The sequence below is a fragment of the Paenibacillus sp. EKM211P genome (assembly GCF_011066175.1).
Taxonomy (GTDB): Bacteria; Bacillota; Bacilli; order Paenibacillales; family Paenibacillaceae; genus Paenibacillus; species Paenibacillus polymyxa.
The window spans coordinates 60,522-77,352 of record NZ_JAAMNS010000019.1 but is presented as its reverse complement, the minus strand read 5'-3'; the positions used below and the strand labels follow the sequence as shown (position 1 = coordinate 77,352).

General features: G+C 45.2%; 12 protein-coding genes and 1 pseudogene. 3 read left to right on the top strand and 10 right to left on the bottom strand.

The annotated features are described in order from the left end of the window. Positions 1–24: 24 nt before the first annotated feature. Positions 25–1,223, bottom strand: a pseudogene (locus G9G57_RS22265) (macrolide family glycosyltransferase). Between the two features lie 325 nt (positions 1,224–1,548). After that, positions 1,549–3,939, bottom strand: coding sequence for a cellulase family glycosylhydrolase (locus G9G57_RS22260; RefSeq protein WP_164965566.1), 2,391 nt, complete (start codon positions 3,937–3,939; stop codon positions 1,549–1,551). Between the two features lie 531 nt (positions 3,940–4,470). Here G9G57_RS22260 and G9G57_RS22255 point away from each other — a divergent pair. Further along, complete coding sequence (locus G9G57_RS22255; RefSeq protein ID WP_153795228.1) at positions 4,471–4,638, top strand: hypothetical protein; 168 nt, start codon at positions 4,471–4,473, stop codon at positions 4,636–4,638. Positions 4,639–4,711: 73 nt separating this feature from the next. Here G9G57_RS22255 and G9G57_RS22250 read toward each other — a convergent pair whose 3' ends face one another. The 7 genes from G9G57_RS22250 to G9G57_RS22220 all read right to left on the bottom strand — a co-directional run bounded on the left by G9G57_RS22250 (position 4,712) and on the right by G9G57_RS22220 (position 11,932). Further along, positions 4,712–5,893 carry a DUF4272 domain-containing protein gene (locus tag G9G57_RS22250; RefSeq protein WP_017426984.1) on the bottom strand — a complete coding sequence of 394 codons (1,182 nt, stop codon included), beginning with the start codon at positions 5,891–5,893 and terminating at the stop codon, positions 4,712–4,714. A 58-nt stretch (positions 5,894–5,951) separates the two neighbouring features. Then, a complete protein-coding gene (locus G9G57_RS22245; protein ID WP_017426985.1) occupies positions 5,952–6,323 on the bottom strand; it encodes a hypothetical protein in 372 nt (123 codons plus the stop codon). A gap of 415 nt (positions 6,324–6,738) precedes the next feature. Further along, positions 6,739–7,845, bottom strand: coding sequence for a Gfo/Idh/MocA family protein (locus G9G57_RS22240; protein ID WP_164965565.1), 1,107 nt, complete (start codon positions 7,843–7,845; stop codon positions 6,739–6,741). Positions 7,846–7,919: 74 nt separating this feature from the next. Further along, on the bottom strand, positions 7,920–8,648 hold the full coding sequence (locus tag G9G57_RS22235; protein WP_017426987.1) for a ThuA domain-containing protein: 729 nt from the start codon (positions 8,646–8,648) through the stop codon (positions 7,920–7,922). A gap of 36 nt (positions 8,649–8,684) precedes the next feature. Then, a complete protein-coding gene (locus G9G57_RS22230) occupies positions 8,685–9,857 on the bottom strand; it encodes a Gfo/Idh/MocA family protein (protein WP_017426988.1) in 1,173 nt (390 codons plus the stop codon). A gap of 52 nt (positions 9,858–9,909) precedes the next feature. Next, positions 9,910–10,971 carry a LacI family DNA-binding transcriptional regulator gene (locus G9G57_RS22225; protein ID WP_017426989.1) on the bottom strand — a complete coding sequence of 354 codons (1,062 nt, stop codon included), beginning with the start codon at positions 10,969–10,971 and terminating at the stop codon, positions 9,910–9,912. A gap of 103 nt (positions 10,972–11,074) precedes the next feature. After that, complete coding sequence (locus G9G57_RS22220) at positions 11,075–11,932, bottom strand: GRP family sugar transporter (protein WP_164965563.1); 858 nt, start codon at positions 11,930–11,932, stop codon at positions 11,075–11,077. Between the two features lie 505 nt (positions 11,933–12,437). On the opposite strand from G9G57_RS22220, the gene G9G57_RS22215 reads away from it, so the two are divergent. Continuing rightward, a complete protein-coding gene (locus G9G57_RS22215) occupies positions 12,438–14,672 on the top strand; it encodes an alpha-galactosidase (protein WP_164965562.1) in 2,235 nt (744 codons plus the stop codon). Positions 14,673–14,795: 123 nt separating this feature from the next. Here the strand turns inward: G9G57_RS22215 and G9G57_RS22210 are convergent, their stop codons facing one another. Next, the gene (locus G9G57_RS22210) at positions 14,796–15,782 is read right to left on the bottom strand and encodes an aldo/keto reductase (RefSeq protein ID WP_031461512.1); all 987 of its coding nucleotides are present in this window, start codon (positions 15,780–15,782) and stop codon (positions 14,796–14,798) included. Between the two features lie 406 nt (positions 15,783–16,188). On the opposite strand from G9G57_RS22210, the gene G9G57_RS22205 reads away from it, so the two are divergent. After that, entirely contained in the window at positions 16,189–16,818 is a 630-nt protein-coding gene (locus G9G57_RS22205; protein WP_312024624.1) for an AraC family transcriptional regulator, read from the top strand. Positions 16,819–16,831 lie beyond the last annotated feature (13 nt).

Here is a 16,831-nt window from a genome sequence, read left to right as displayed (position 1 = left end):
GACGAGCTTACATCCAATATATATTTAAATATGATATTGACCTTTAAATGCGAAAATCTCATTAACAGCTTGGTGATATCCACCAGTTTTTTGAAAAGATTCTCTAATATGTGCAACAGCTTTTTTGAATGGGAGGCTTAACACATGATCTGCGGCTTCACGCAATTGATTTGCAGTCAAGCTTTCCATTTGTAACTTAATACCTGCTCCCATATTGGCGACTTGTCCTGCGATGATCGGTTGATCCGCGCTTTGCGGGACTATAATCAGCGGAACCCCGTAATATAGACCTTCGTGGGTACTGTTCATTCCACCATGTGTAATAAATAATTTAGTGTGTTGCAAGATATCCGTTTGTGGTACATCATTTTTTACGATGAAGTTTTCAGGAACTTCCCCTAAATCGGAAACTTGGGTTCTATTCCCAATCGACATGACAATTGTATGATCCGTGTTCCCAAACGCCTCAATACAAAGCTTATAGAAGTCAATTGCTCGGTTAAAGACTGTACCCAATGAGATGTAAATTTTTTTTTTCCCTTGATTGCAGTAAAATCGAAGCTTTCTTGCGTTAATCGTGAAGAGATGGATGGACCTACAAATTTATAAGTTTGGTCGAATGCTTCTCCATAAGGTTGAAACTCTCTTGTTGTATATACGATTGTAAGTGGTGCAGGATTACAAAACACTTCGTAAGGTGAATGGATCTCCACTCCATATTTCTCCTTTACCATTGCCGTCAGGTTTTGAAATTTATCATTTATAGGTTTAACTATATCTTTAGGGACATTAATGGAGAATTGTTCCATAATATGATTGAATGATTCTTTTGTCTGGGCGAAAGAAGTACAAGAATTGATTGCAGGAAGCTTAAGAATTTGAGCAAGTATACGTCCACACCCAAACATGGAATCATGGATGATATAATCAAAATGCTCTCCTTTGATCTGTTCGAGAACGCTTGGAATGATGATATCTGCCGTAAGTAAAAGACCGTTAATTCTTTCCAGCAAATAATCTCTTCCACCTGAGATAAAAGCTTTTATAAATTTTTGATCGTCAAATGTTCGTACTGAAGCTCCCGTCCTCTCGATACGCTCCCGAAAGGCTTCTATAGAAAAGTACACTACCTCTTCTCCGCGCGAAATAAGCTCCTGTACAACTCCAATGGTTGGATTGATATGTCCCTCTGATCCACCATTAATAAATAAAACACGCGCCATTTCAACCGCTCCTTAGTTCATTTTCTTCAGTAAAATTATCCGTTTCTGATTCTAACATGTTCTCTGAATTTCAGGGTGCTGCTTCTCTAATGAACATTGTAGCTGCTTTCTCAAGTTAATATACTTTCAATCGTCTCCGTCTCCATAACTTGTTTATTATTCTTTTAAGTTAGTAGGTTGTAAGACGACATTTGAATTGATTCGATGTATATTCTTACTCTGCAACAAAAAAAGCCGCCAAGTTGGCGGCTTTGCATACAGCAAAGACTTGTTTTCATGCTGGACACTGTTGGATAACGTTAAATACTCATGGTTTACTGGATGACTATTTGTTGGCTGAATCGCTATAAACCGTGCTTAATCTTGATGTCGCCCTAATACCATTAGGGCCTTCAATGATAATACGACCTTGTTCCGTAAGGCTGGATCCTTGCCAGTCAGTGGCCATATCCAGATAATCAAGACCCGGGCTGTTTCCTTTCCAAGACCATGCAAGATAACCTACGCCCTTTTGCTCAGCGTAACTCATAATGGTAGCCTCATCCACATCACCGCTTGTATGCTTAATACCAAATTCTCCAATCAGCAGAGCCAGGTTTTTATTCAGTACATTATCCATATTGCTCTTTACTGTGGCGGCATTTCCGCCGGCATATTCGTACATATGAATGGAGAACATCGTATTTTTAAGTGGATCTGCATTAAAGACTTCTGTTCCGTAGTCAAAAATAGATTGCGGGTACTGCCCCCATCCTGCACCGTCAACAATAATTGTATTTTTGATGCCAGCATTTCTGAGCTTAGGAATAACAGACTTATAACCTTGCGCCCAGCCTCCTCCATCCCAGGTTCCATACCATTCGTTCGCGATATTGAGGATGACGGTGCTTTCTTTCCCAATGAGTGCGCTTTTCATTTCAATCCAGTAATTAGCGATATTATCCAATACAGCAGCGCTGTCAGACCCTGTGCCATCATGGACTTCAAGAACAACGACCAATTTGTTTTGCTCTGATAATGTGATTAAATTTTGTATCGCTGACAGATCATCTTTCGTCCATTGCTGACCATCTGACAGTACGATTCTAATAGTATTCGCTCCCGTTTTCGCAATGGCAGGGATCGCTACAGACTCTTGTCCCTTGTACCAGGTATAAGCGTGATTGATTCCCCTCATCACAAACGGATTTCCCTTGGCATCGTAGAGCGTTGTTCCGTTAATATAAAAACCTGTATTCTCAGTTGTAGAATTCGTCGTAACTTTTATGATATTACTTGCTGCTGAAATATTTCCTGCTGCATCCCTGGCTTTTACAGTGAAGCTGTATGCTGTATTAGCGGTTAGTCCCGTCACCGTATAACTTGTCGTGGTTGTTGAATTGACTAAAGTTGTTCCATTATACACATCGTAGCTGGTAACATCTACATCGTCTGTTGATGCGGTCCATACAAGACTCACCGAAGTGTTTGTTTTGGAGTAGCTTTTCAGATTTGTTGGTGCCGTTGGTGCCGTCGTATCAGGGGTTGAGTCAACAAGCGTAAACTTCCACTTCTGCTGATCATTTCCGTTATCTGTCCATTGCTGCACATTTGCCCCGTCATTAGTATAACCCCCGATTACATCCAGCGCTTTACCGCTAGATTGTACAAGCAGCTTATAATATCCACCGCCGACGTCAATCATTTTCCATTTTTGATTAGTTAAATCGCTGTCTGTCCATTGCTGTACACTAGCACCATCTTCTGAGGAGCCTCCGGCTACTGTCAATGCTTTACCGCTGGATTGTACAAGCAATTTATAATATCCGTCGCCAACGTCAATGACTTTCCATCTCTGCCGAGCGCTGCCGCTGTCCGTCCACTGCTGCACCTTAGCTCCATCGGCAGTTGAGTCTCCTGCTTCCAGATTTTTGCCGCTATGCTGTGCCGTTAGTTTATATGTTTCACCAGAAACAATATTTGTGTTAGCTGTGGTGGTGGTAACATCAATCACATTGCTTGCATCTGACACGTTACCTGCGGCATCTCTAGCTTTCACGTAAAAGCTGTACGCCATGTTGGCTGTTAAGCCGGTAACGATGAAGGATGTCGACGCACTGGAACCTACGAGGTCTGATCCTTTGTAGATGTCGTATCCTGAAACACCTACATTGTCTGTAGATTCCGTCCACTGCAAGCTTACTGTCGTATCCGACACAGAGGAACTGACCAGATTGGAGGGCGCTGTTGGAGGTGAGTTATCCTCCGGCTGGTCAGCTGAATGCACTTCAAATTCCCAAAGGGAATATCCGTAGCTGGTAGCCCTTTCAATGCCACTCATTTTTACATATCTAGCGTCTGTTGCTTCGAAAGATATCTTATCGATTCCTCCATCTCCAGTCGTGGTGGAATAGACGGTAGTCCAATGATCATCATCCGTCGATGTCTGAACTTGGTAAGACTTCGCGTAAGCGGCTTCCCAGTTGAGCGTAACACCATTGATTTTGGTGGTGCTACCGAGATCTACACTTATCCACTGCGGATCTGAATATTGTGAAGACCATCTAGTTAGCGGGTCACCGTCGATCGCAAAATCAGCCGCTTTACTCGAATCTTCGACGGAGCTTGCGGTTACCGATTGGGTAAGCCTAGCATTATCGGAAGCGCTCACATTTTTGATCGGCAACATACTCATAAGCAGTCCAAACAAAATCAAGCAAGTTATGGTTTTTTTCATTCCCAAACCTCCTATTGAGCATAATAAACAGCTAATTGGTTACCCCTGCGTCTCATAGATTTCAATTCCAATCTCTATCCCTGAGGCATGGCAAAGTCTTCTCCTTTCCGTTCATAATTGGGACAAAAACAAACAAACGTGGAACAACCCTTAAGTAACCGTTTTCTTTTACAACTAAAAATTTATTCGCTTTAATAGATTTTCTGTATCATTCCCAGCGATGAAATTTTATCAAAGCGACCTAAAGCATATATATTTTTGTTTTCCAGTACTATGCCTTGATGATCAAAAAGTTTTAAAATCTGTTTTCCTAACTCCATAGTATAGGTCCTAAAAGTGCAAAACAAGACAACTTTCTCTCAACAGTTGTCTTGTCTAGTTTTGTTATATTTATATAGTTGTCGATTAAACTCGATATTCTTAGGGGTGTAATCTTGGCATGTTTTCGAGGTCCAAGGCAGAAGAAGCTTTCCCGAACGGATCTCCGGTCTTGCCGTGTTTGGCTCGAATGATGAGAAGAATTGGACCCGTTTGACGGATCAGCTCACTGTACGAACCGAAGAAAAGCAACGGCTTTACGTGAGGGATGAGTATAAAAACACCTCTTTCCGCTTTTTCAAGCTGGCGATAATCGAGCCGCAAAGTACGATGTTTGAGATCAGTGAATTGCGAATTTACGGTCAACGTCATGAATTTTAAGTAAAGTGCCCCACACCAAACAAACAATCCTCTACCTATTTGGTAGAGGATTGTTGCTTTCTTACGCTTCCTATTATGTATCTGTGCGCACATCATCCCAATCCTGTCCCATGTAACCAGTGAGCCATTTTAGCACACGATGACGTTCATACACTACACCATCATCCAGATTTCCAGGGGCTGGCTGTTTATGAATGCGGCTATCCACACACATCCAGTCGTAACGACAGATTAAATCGGCTTCATCTAAAATTTCCTTGCTACTGCGCAGCCTTGAGCTTGACAGAAAAGCCTCAAATGAGTGAAATTGCTGTAACTTTGAAACAGACAATGGCACGTCGCAAATACCAGTTGGGTCACCTAGCTTCTCAAGATGGCCCAAAGCCCATAACAGAGTCCAAAAGCCTTCATAACGCCAGGAGAACTGGACACCCTCTGACTCATCGTCATACTCATTGGATAGGAACCTCTTCTCTTCTGGTGAAAAGAAACAGTCCGCGCCATACTGATCAGTCACTTGATTTATCATTCGATTCGTATCATCCATGCTTTCGCCCGCACCGATACACTCGCCTTTCAGGGCTACAATACACAAAGCAACGGCACGGCCAGCCACTTCCTTAAGGGATCGGATGCTGTCTGCGGCTTCATCTCCTAGCCTTCCTGGGATCGGCGGCATTTGCGTAAAGCCTTGATCGAGCAATATCTTTTCTGACTGCAGCTTTCGCTCCATCCCGGATTCGCTAATTTGATCCTCTCCGTACAAATAACTAACATGAGCAGTCACTGTATAATCTTCCACTTCCGAACGTCCATTCACATCTAGTAGCAGACTTCCGTCAGGTGCAAGCAAATCACCGCCACCCCGGAACATCAGTCCATCCAGCGAATTTATGATATCAAGTAATTCGGCAAAAAAGGCTTCAGATATATCCTCCTCAGTCTCCACACCAATCACCATATTCAGCGTACTCATTTTGATCAACAGCTTTTGCTGCAACTGTTCGTTTTCAGCAGGAATTTGACTAAAAAAGTTTATCATTCCGTTAAGCATGGAGGCAAACTCCTCCGGATTCGTTTTGCTGGTCATTATGTTAAATCCTTTGATCTTTATACTAAACCAGCCCCGGCTTTTGACCTCAAACTTAGTTTTGCTTTCATTCACGTGTATCTTGTTGTTGGGATAAATCGACTTTAATAGTCTCTCAACCTGATCCAGATCGAAGGTTGAGCTGTAAAGCGCACAATTTCTCATGATGACCTCCTTATGAAAATACTACGAATAGCCGATGTTTGTTACGGGCACGATTCAACTAACTCTGCAAAATTCGATGCAGTAATGCCTCTCCCTCATTCTCAAACCTTCGCTGTTCCTTCAGAAATTCAGGAACATCTTGTAACCGGGAAGTTCTGTACCCAGGACCGCCACACCCACAGGAATGGTAAGAGTATCCGTTTCGATACAGAAGCTCTACCTTTTTCCACTGCTTGATATCCGTTTGCTTCGGGGCCTGAAAATCATGACCCATGTCATGCATGGGCGTCTGGCATTGCGGACAGACATGAACAAGCCGTTCATATTCATCCTTTGGCATCTCAAAGCGGGATGTTTGCTTATACACCTTCCTACAAGTAAAGCAGGCAAAGATATCTTTGTATGGACCGTACATTGCATATCTACACATATTTTCACCCTCTTCAAAAATTGAAATTGATCTGATATTTTTCTTGTATTATCAGAATACATTCACAGCGCCACCGTATTAAGAATACATTGATGTCCAGCTGATGTTTCTTTTATATTAGAGCGAAATTACAGAACTAATCAAGCTAAAAGGTCCGTTCTAGCGCATTCCTCGCAGTAGTGATGTTATTTTTTATAGCATAAAAATCTTGTTCAAGGCTCGAAATGATTGTAGCATGATGTCTTGAAAGTTAACTAAGAAGACTCCTAAGCCGCAGTCAAATCGGGGCTGGAGCCTTCTTTTTTAAGTAATAAATAGTCAAAGCAGAATGTGCAAATCCCAGACCGACTTTTGGGACAGCCCTCCAGTCTTATAATTCTTGTATGCTGCAGGTCAGCTTCAGACTGATACTCGTTTACATATCTAATGTATACAAGGGCAGGTTTTCCGGTAAAGCCGACGGGCGCTGACAGGTGCTCTGCATCGTATAAAAGGTCTCTTGATCGGAAGAGTCATGGAACGCCCACATCGCTTCCAGCACATGGTAGGCCAGTTCCCCGCTAGCGCGGTGAGGCCGTCCGCTACGGAGAGCATAGGCCATATCGGCAACACCGATACCCCGTGTATTCTCCTTGTATCCCGGCTGCAGCGGTGCCTCTGTCCATTCTTGCTCGCCTAACAGTCTATAGTGAACTGGTCCTCCGAACGTGTTCGGGTCAGGCACCTGTAGCGTGCCATGCGTTCCATATACCTCGATCGGTGGCAGAGTGCTTCCACCAAAGATGTCAAAGCTGGTAATCAGCGTGCCGACAGCCCCCTGCTTAAAGCGCAGCAATCCGGCTACATGGGTCGGAATATCGACTGGGATGGTCTGGCCTTTCTTTTTCTCGCTCGTAATTGTTCGCTGATCCATCGCCTTGCGGGTCATGCCCGAAATAGCAGTAATCGGTCCCAGCAGTTGTACCAGAGCCGTCAAGTAATAAGGGCCCATATCAAACATCGGGCCGCCGCCGACTGCATAATAAAATTCAGGATCGGGATGCCAATGTTCATGCCCACGGCTCATCATGAAAGCTGTAGCAGCTACTGGATTCCCAATGACACCGTCCTCAATCAGCTTCAATGATGTCTGTATACCGGAACCGAAGAAAGTTTCCGGTGCGCAGCCAACAAGTAGTCCTTTTTGACGAGCAAGATCCAAGACAGCCTGGCCCTGCTCACGGGTGACGGCAAGTGGCTTCTCCACATAGACATGCTTGCCAGCCGCAAGAGCTCTGAGACACACCTCGGCGTGAACGGCCGGAATGGTCAAATTAATGATAAGTTCGATCTGCGGGTCAGCTAAAATCTCATCTACTGTATATACGTTCGGAACGTTGAACGCTATCGCCTGCTCCTCTGCTCGACCTTGGTCCAGATCCGCTACTGCGAACAGCTCCAGAATGTCGAAACGATGGCAATTTTCCATGTAAATTCCGCTAATTTTACCACATCCGATAATGCCTACTTTCATTTTGTTCATGCTGGACTCCCTTCTCCTTGAGAAAAAATGGATAATGGCGTTCTTTTATTACATCGGATACCATCCTGTTCGCGCTACTGCTGCTGGTTGTCTGCCATACCCGTGTATGCCTCTGCCAGCAAGCTACCGTAGCTGGTCGCTGCCTGTTTGCCTGCCGCGGTCCACAGGAACCCGCTGCGCATCATCTCGGTCACTTGAGGTATATCTATGATATCTGCGTGATGACCTAGCGAATTGTAGAATACGCGTCCGCTTCCCCACCGCTTTGTCCATACAACAGGCATATCCACCGGCCCATTAGCCGAATGAGGTCCTGGTACGACCGGGAAGCGTGTGGTTGCCAGCACCTCAACTGCAGGGTCTACATGGAGGTAGTACTGCTCGCTTTTGACCTGAAAATCCTCAATATGGTCCAGCAGCGGGCTGGAGCCACGCTTTATGTTCACCATATACTCCACTCCATCATTACCGGGATGAGCAACCCATTGCCCGCCTGTCATGAACTGCCAGTCCACGTTGTTCCGAAAGGCATCACACATGCCACCGTGACAGCCTGCCAGACCTACACCGCTTTGAACCGCTGCTGAGACATTATTGACCAGTTCCTGCTCGATCTGGCCCATAGTCCACATGGGAATGATCAGGTCCAGGCCAAGCAGTTTCTCCGCATCCTGGTAGGCATCAAGGGTATTAGATACCTCCACCTCGAACTGTTCTTCCTTTAAAATGCGTTCAAAAATAGCCGCCACCTGCTCCGGCTCATGTCCGTTCCATCCACCCCATACAATCAGTGCCTTGCGCATCTATAATCCACTCACCTTTCGGAATGTGTAGTTATACTACATTTCTTCAATGGATACCCAGCGACGTTCCTTTATAGATCGTTCTACTGCTTCAAGCACAGCCTGACAAGCGACCCCGTCGTGGAAATTCGGCGAAGGTTGCCGTCCTTCGGAGATGGCACTCAACATCTCAAGCATCTCGTGGGTGAAGGTATGCTCAAATCCGATTGTATGTCCTGCAGGCCACCAGGCTTCGGAATACTTGTGTGCTGGATCGGTGGCGAGCACGCGGCGGAAGCCCTGAACGTCTTCCTCATCCTGTGTGAAATACACTTCCAGTTCATTCATCCGCTCAAAGTCAAACCGTACACTGCCTAGACTACCGTTGATTTCGAATGAATTTGTGCTCCGATGTCCGGCAGCAAAGCGTGTGGCCTCGAAGCTGCCCAGCGCACCTCCAGCAAAACGTGCTAGGAACAGCGTGGCATCATCGACCGTCACTTCTCCCATTGGTGCATTGGCCTCGGTACTCCTTTTGGAGCTCAATCCGCTCATCTCCATAGCCAGCGGACGCTGTTTGATGAACGTCTCGCTCATGCCGATAACTTCGTCGAACTCGCCGACCAGAAACCGAGCGAGATCAATCAGATGGGCGCCAAGGTCTCCATGAGAGCCAGAACCGGCCACTTCTTTTTGCAACCGCCATACCAGCGGGAAGGACGGGTCCATGATCCAGTCTTGAAGGAAAAACGCACGGAAATGATAAATTTTGCCTAGGCGACCGCTTTCGACGAGCTGCTTCGCCAGCTGGACAGCCGGAGAAAAGCGGTAGTTGAAGCCAATCATATGGTTGACTCCTGCTTTCTCTGCTGCCTGCAACATGTCACGGGAATCCGCCAGTGAAAGCGCAAGCGGCTTCTCACAAAACAGATGCTTGCCATGGAGGGCAGACTCGATAACAATTTCCTTATGAGCATTACTCGGGGCGTTAATGTCAATGAGATCAATATCGTTACGCTTCACTAGATCACGCCAATCCGTAACACTCTCGGTCCAGCCGAACTGGCGGGCAGCCGCCTGAACCCCCTGCTCGTTACGTCCACAGATGACGGACATCTCTGGCTGCAGCGGGGCATCTGGGAAGAACATAGGTAGACTACGGTAAGCGTTGCTGTGAGCCTTGCCCATAAATTTGTAGCCAACCATTCCAATACGAAGACGATTAGACATGTCGTGATCCTCCTTATAGATATGAGTTTCAACGAATTATTGATGAATGGTGTTATTGACGAATGGATGACGCCCTAATAATCAGCTCTGTGGACAGAAGTTCTCTTATTGAGTCGCACCCAGTCCCAGTCAGTTCCAGAGCCGGAATGTGGTCCTGAGAATCGGGTATAAGCTTCGAGGCTGCAAGCTCCCCCATCTCATAAAAAGGAACACGAACACTGCTTAGTGGCGGAACAGCCATCTCAGCCGCATCCGAATCGTCATAGCCCACAAATGCTGGGAACTGGTCAATTGCCAGTCCGCGCTCACGGAGACCCTGCATTACGCCGAGGGCCATCCGGTCGTTCGCCGCAAAGACGGCATCAATATCATCTAATTTGTCTGCGATGGTAGCCGACGCTTCGAGCCCGCTTCGACGACTGTAATTGCCTTGCAGAATCAACTCATGGTCATATTCAATACCAGCCTCCTGAAGCGCGATGAGATAACCCTTCAAGCGCTCCGTACTGTTGGAATAGATATCCGGACCGTTGAGAAAGGCTATCCGCTTGCACCCCTGCTCAATGAGATGACTAACGGCCGCTCGGCTTCCTTCTACATGGTCTGCATCCACTTCACAGAACGACTGTCCTTCAAAATGGTGATTCATGACACAAAACGGTCGCCCCTCTTGCTGAAGTCTCTTCAGAGCCTCCACCTCATTGTGGTCATCCCTTGCTCCAAGGATGATACAACTGTCGACCTTCTGCTGACGGAAAAGACTGCTGTAGTCCATCCGTTCCCCCGGTTTTCGGAATAATAGTAGTAGATCGAGCCCGCTGTCTCTAGCTTTATTGCCGATGCCGCTCAGCATCTCAGAGAAAAAATAAGCAGAGAACAGATGCGCCTTCGGGACATAAGGCATAACCACACCAAGATGGCCACTCTTGCTTCGGGCAAAGTTGCGGGCCAATGCACTGGGAACATATCCAAGTTGATTGGCAACGTCCAGGACCCTTTTCCGCGTATCTTCCTTAATAGGACCGGTCGCGTTCAATACTCGAGACACCGTCGCTTCAGACACGCCAGCGAGTTCTGCTACTTCCTTGCGCGAAACGATATTTCCCACCTCCAATCATTTTATGTACGCGCGTACATTTTCTCATGCTGCTATATCTCTGTCAATCCCGAAAAACGTGCCCTATGGATATATAAGCTTTTTTCTCCACAAATTCTCTCTAGGGCTTTAGCAGGCTGATCATTCCTACTCCTATCATCAGCACCGTAATTCCCACAAGTATAGCTATCCATTCCTGAGAACTTTTCTTTTCCTTAAATATTAAAATGCTACCGACACAAGCAATCGCAATGCTCGCTTGAGAGATCGGAAAACTAGCCGCCATGCCGATCAAACCGTTGGAAATAAATAGTGCTAGATTAGCAATGCTCCAAACCAATCCTGTAGACAAATTGCGAAGTACTGGAGAGAATCGCAGCCGCTGTTTGCCTTTCAGATTCATGACTATGGCCGAGCATAACATTCCGAGCGATTGCGGCAGAATGATGGACAACCCAGATATATTAAAGTACTGATTGATAACTACATAACTGCTTAACGCTAACCCGGAGCAAAACAGCATCATGATCATTCCTAATCGCAAAGGCTTAGACAGCCCAGCAGACTTGCCCTGATAGCTGGTCAATAGAACTCCCGCCAAAATACATAGAAGAGAACCAACACCCATCCCATATTGGTAACCTGTTATCCATTCACCCAAGATAAGTGCAGCAAATAACGTCGTCCCTAACAACTGTAGACCGCAAATGACAGGAATGGCGATCGATACGCTTACTTTTTGGAAAGATCGAAACTGGAGCAATTGTCCAGCGGCCCAGAAAATACCGGATATAAAACTTATTCCAAAAGGAATCGGTGCTAATGAGGCTGGCTGAATGATATACAAGCACAGGGCAAACAACACAGCACCAATAACAGTACCTGTCAGCTGTTCTCGGGGACTGGCTTTAGTCATATACGCCAATATCGGCATGACTCCCCAGCCGACAGCTGGAATAAAAGCAGTTAAGAAATCCACGCACGGTTCTCCTCCCGCAAAAGTACTCTTCCTACAATCGCTAAAAATACCATGCAGGAAAAAACCAACAATTTTACGATAGCAAAGAAAACCGCTTCCAAATACTGATATTTTTATAGATTTGTATAGTAAAACCAAAGAAATTGTTCCCTATATGTGCTTGTCCCACAATTATATAGAATCAGATCCAATATATTTTTAAGCTCTGAACTGGGATGTGTATCCACAACATCCTGAAAATCATATTCTGGCCCATTCGCACCTTCCCCGTACTTTCCCTAATATAGAATCTATATTTGTTAATTTATCAGTATGGCATAAGTTAAGGATGGCAAATAACCAGAAAAAAGGTTGAACTTAACTATAAATTTCCTTTGGAAGATTCTTTGTTTTTCCCATAATACGCTTAAAAAAAGTAATGTATTTTCTATCCCTGGCTTTGTTATGCTGAGTTCAATAATAACGCTTTCAACAGGTCTGTTATATTTTGAAAGGAGCTATGTACATGGCTAGTATACAAGTTAACCCAAAGGAACGTACATTTCACTTAACGAACAAATACTTCAGTTATCTTTTCCGTGTCATGGAGAACGGGCAATTGGAGCATTTATATTATGGCAAAAAAATGGAGTACCTAGGTCAATATGACCGTTTTATTGAACGAAGCTACCGCTCTGTGTCTGTCGGTGAGTTTGATGGCGACTTAGTAACATCATTGGAAAGCATTAAGCAGGAATTTCCTTCTTCGGGAAGTGGAGACTTTAGAGAACCAGCAGTTGAGATCATACAGGAGGATGGTTCTCATATAATGGAGTTCATTTTTGACCGTTACAAGGTCATCACAGGGAAACCTAAAATCCCCCATCTCCCTGCTACGTTTTGTAAGGAAGCAGATGCAGCAGAGACACTCCTGATCACGCTGACCGATTCCCTTACAGGGGCGGTTGCCGTACTTGCTTACACCATCTTCAGTGAACTGCCTGTAATCACGAGATCCGTATCCATAACGAACTCCGGAAATAGTACTCTGAGAGTCAACCGTCTAATGAGCATGAGCCTTGATCTTCCTGACTCCGAATATGAATTTGTTCATTTGTCGGGGGCATGGGGTAGGGAACGACATGTGGAGCGTACACCACTCAGACCAGGTGTTCAGTCCATTGGGAGCACACGAGGAATTAGTAGTCATATTCACAATCCATTCATGGCGCTTGCCAAACCGGGGTCTCAGGAACACCAAGGAGAAGTATATGCAGTTAATCTCGTCTACAGTGGAAACTTTCTTGCCCAGGCGGAAGTGGACAGCTACTCAACTACCCGACTGAGCCTCGGTATTCATCCTGACAAATTCTGCTGGACTCTGAAGCCTGGAGAATGTTTTTATTCGCCTGAAGCAGTTATGGTTTACTCACAGAACGGTTTGAACGGAATGAGCCAGGCGTTCCATCGCCTATACAATAAACACTTAATTCGTAGTAGCTGGGCCGAACGGGAACGACCTGTATTAATCAATAACTGGGAGGGAACCTACTTTGATTTTACCGAGAAGAAAATAGTGGATATGGCTAAAAAAGCAAGTGAACTAGGGATTGAGCTCTTTGTCTTGGATGACGGTTGGTTTGGTCAAAGAAACAATGATACTTCCTCACTCGGTGACTGGTTTGAAAATCGTGAAAAGCTACCGAATGGAATCTCGAATTTGGCAAAGAAGATCAATGAGCTCGGTATGAAATTCGGTCTTTGGTTCGAGCCGGAAATGGTTAACTCCGACTCTCATATTATGAGGGAACATCCAGACTGGGTTGTGGGAACACCCGGGCGTAAACGCAAGCATGGACGGCATCAGTATGTTCTTGATTATTCCCAACCGCCTGTTGTGAATTACCTGTTTAAGTTAATGGATGACGTGCTCTCTTCTGCTCATATCGAATATGTAAAATGGGATATGAATCGCTGCATTTCAGAAGCCTATTCATTATCACTTGGCAAGGAAAGACAGGGCGAGTTTTTCCATCGTTACGTCCTAGGCGTGTATGCTTTATATGAGAAGCTGATTACCAAATACCCTGAGATTTTGTTTGAGTCCTGTGCTTCCGGTGGAGGACGGTTTGATCCAGGGATGCTTTATTATGCTCCGCAAACATGGACGAGCGACGATAGCGAAGCTATTGAACGTCTTAAGATTCAGTATGGCACTTCCATGGCTTATCCGCTTAGTAGCATGGGTGCTCATGTGTCAACCATTCCGAACCACCAGGTGGGCAGAACTGCACCACTACAAACCAGATCAAATGTCGCCTACTTCGGTGTATTCGGTTATGAACTTGATCCATTAGCTTTGACCGAGGAAGAGTGCAATATAATCAAAAAGCAAATACAATTGTATAAACGTCACCAACGATTAGTTACCCAGGGAACGTTTTACCGTCTGCTAAGTCCTTTTGAAAAAAATGAGACAGCTTGGATGACCATTGATGCAGAACGTGAGCATGCTCTCGTTGGCTGGTACCAGGTGCTCTCGCGCCCCAATGCAGCTTATTCACGGCTAAAGCTCATCGGACTGGACGAAAAGGCAGTATATTTCGTGAAAGAACTGGACCGACGTTTTACAGGCAGCGAGTTAATGAACATCGGACTTATACTCACCCCACCTTATCAGGCTGACCAGGATTTTAATATTGCGGGGAAATGTGATTTTTCATCTCAATTATTCACTTTAACTAAAGAGACTTCCTCTTAAACATATCGTACCGGGTGAAATCATTTTCGTGTAAATCTGATGATTTTACCCGGTACAACTCTCTGAAAATAAGGGTTTCCTTCAATCCATTCTGCATAGCTACGAAAGACTTGAAGAATTAAATCACAGACCCGTTCTTCTCTCCAACTCCTCTGTATATCTCGCGCCCATCAATGTGATTTGTGAGGCTGCGTTGCTAATGTTCCGCACATCTTCAGACGTAAGCTGAAGGGTCACGGCACCTAGATTTTCTTCCAAACGACTCAATTTCCGCGTGCCCGGAATCGGAACGATCCACGGCTTTTGGGCAAGCAGCCAGGCGAGTGCAACTTGGGCTGGTGTTGCCTTTAACTGCTCAGCCATCTCTTTAAGCAGGTCCACCAGCACCTGATTGGCCTCTAGCGCTTCTGAAGTAAAACGCGGAAGAATATTGCGCAAATCACCATGACTGAATGTCGTGTCTGCGTTAAAACTCCCCGTTAGGTAACCCTTGCCCAAAGGACTGAACGGAACGAAGCCAATGCCGAGCTCTTCAAGCGCAGGAAGGAGTTCCTCTTCTGGACGTCTCCACCACAGAGAATATTCACTCTGAATTGCAGTGAGCGACTGAACGGCGTGTGCTCGACGGATCGTCTGCACTCCTGCTTCAGATAATCCCCAGTGCTTCACCTTTCCTTCTCGGATCAGATCTTGCACGGCTCCCGCTACCTCTTCAATTGGCACATCTGGATCGACCCGGTGCTGATAATACAGATCGATGGCTTCAATTTTGAGACGTTTAAGCGATGCTTCGGCAACTTTCTTGATATGCTCAGGGCGACTGTTCATACCGAACTGCTTGCCATCCTGAATATGGAAGCCGAATTTCGTGGCAATCACGACTTGGTCGCGAACAGGAAGAAGCGCTTCGCCTAAAAGTTCCTCATTCGTATAAGGTCCGTATATTTCGGCGGTATCAAAGAAAGTTACGCCGCGCTCGACTGCTTCCCGAATGACTGAGATCATTTTCTTTGGATCAGAAGCTGGGCCATAACCGTAGCTCATTCCCATGCATCCAAGCCCCATCGCAGAAACTTCCAGACCGCTATTTCCCAATTTACGCTTTTGCATCATAATTCATCCTTCCTTAAGACGTTAATTATCTTTGTTTAGTTAATTGGCTTACGATTCTGTCAAGAGAACTATTATATAATTGTTTGAAACCTTCATGCTCTTCAAACTCTATTAATGTGATAAGCCTTTGAACCAATAAGTTCCTAAACCAACGATTCAAATGATTCATCTTCTCCCTCTGTTGAAAATTGTTCTTGTTAAATGCCGTTATCTTGAACCCACTTCCTATTCCGTTATCCACCTCCTTGCTTGATTCTGTGAGTTTAGTTTTATTATGCCAAACAGAAGAAGCAAAGCGGTATCTCATTTGTCTTAATTGATTGCCTGATCCTATCACCACTACTTTTGTTACAGGCAGTTGCGTTTTATAATGGAGCCAGACAAACTCGCAAGGAGGATTTGAATGTCGGCGAACATTCTTGAACAACAAAAAGAGCTCACCAGTTTGATCGAGCGTCACTCACTTCAAAATAGTTCGAGGGAAACAGCAATTCCTTCCCTTTTTTTCTATCAGCATTCCAGCAAAACCGAGCCTGTTTACCGGGTTTACAAACCTTCCTTTTGTTTTGTTGTTCAAGGTTTGAAAGAAATTTTGCTGGTACAGGAAAATTTCAAATATGGACCTTCCGATTATCTGATCGCGTCTATGCATCTGCCAGTGATCGGTCAAATTATAAAAGCTTCTCCAGGATCTCCTTACCTAAGTCTCAAGCTCGAATTTACCCATAATCAAATCCTTGAGGTACTGAACGATTCTAAAATCCAGGTCAAATTAAAAGAAAACGCCAAACGTGCCTTATTCGTCGGCCGAATGGAACCGTCTATTCAGGATGCTGTGCTTAGACTTGCCCGCCTGCTGGATACTCCAGAAGAAATCCCGTTTCTCGCCCCACTCTACACAAAAGAGATTCTGTACAGACTCCTTCAGGGCCCCTATGGAGCCGAATTGGCTCAGATTGCGGTCGCCGGAAATTGTGAATCTGGGCGAAAAAAGAGTAGCAGACGTATCTATCTGCTACTCTCACATCCATGAGTCAGAAGCAGCT

Bases quoted from the DNA above. Each gene is read 5' to 3' on its own strand.
- G9G57_RS22240 (WP_164965565.1), bottom strand. From the start codon at position 7,845: ATGAACAAAATGAAAGTAGGCATTATCGGATGTGGTAAAATTAGCGGA.
- G9G57_RS22205 (WP_312024624.1), top strand. From the start codon at position 16,189: ATGTCGGCGAACATTCTTGAACAACAAAAAGAGCTCACCAGTTTGATC.
- G9G57_RS22210 (WP_031461512.1), bottom strand. From the start codon at position 15,782: ATGCAAAAGCGTAAATTGGGAAATAGCGGTCTGGAAGTTTCTGCGATG.
- G9G57_RS22250 (WP_017426984.1), bottom strand. From the start codon at position 5,893: ATGAGAAATTGTGCGCTTTACAGCTCAACCTTCGATCTGGATCAGGTT.
- G9G57_RS22260 (WP_164965566.1), bottom strand. From the start codon at position 3,939: ATGAAAAAAACCATAACTTGCTTGATTTTGTTTGGACTGCTTATGAGT.
- G9G57_RS22235 (WP_017426987.1), bottom strand. From the start codon at position 8,648: ATGCGCAAGGCACTGATTGTATGGGGTGGATGGAACGGACATGAGCCG.
- G9G57_RS22215 (WP_164965562.1), top strand. From the start codon at position 12,438: ATGGCTAGTATACAAGTTAACCCAAAGGAACGTACATTTCACTTAACG.
- G9G57_RS22230 (WP_017426988.1), bottom strand. From the start codon at position 9,857: ATGTCTAATCGTCTTCGTATTGGAATGGTTGGCTACAAATTTATGGGC.
- G9G57_RS22245 (WP_017426985.1), bottom strand. From the start codon at position 6,323: ATGTGTAGATATGCAATGTACGGTCCATACAAAGATATCTTTGCCTGC.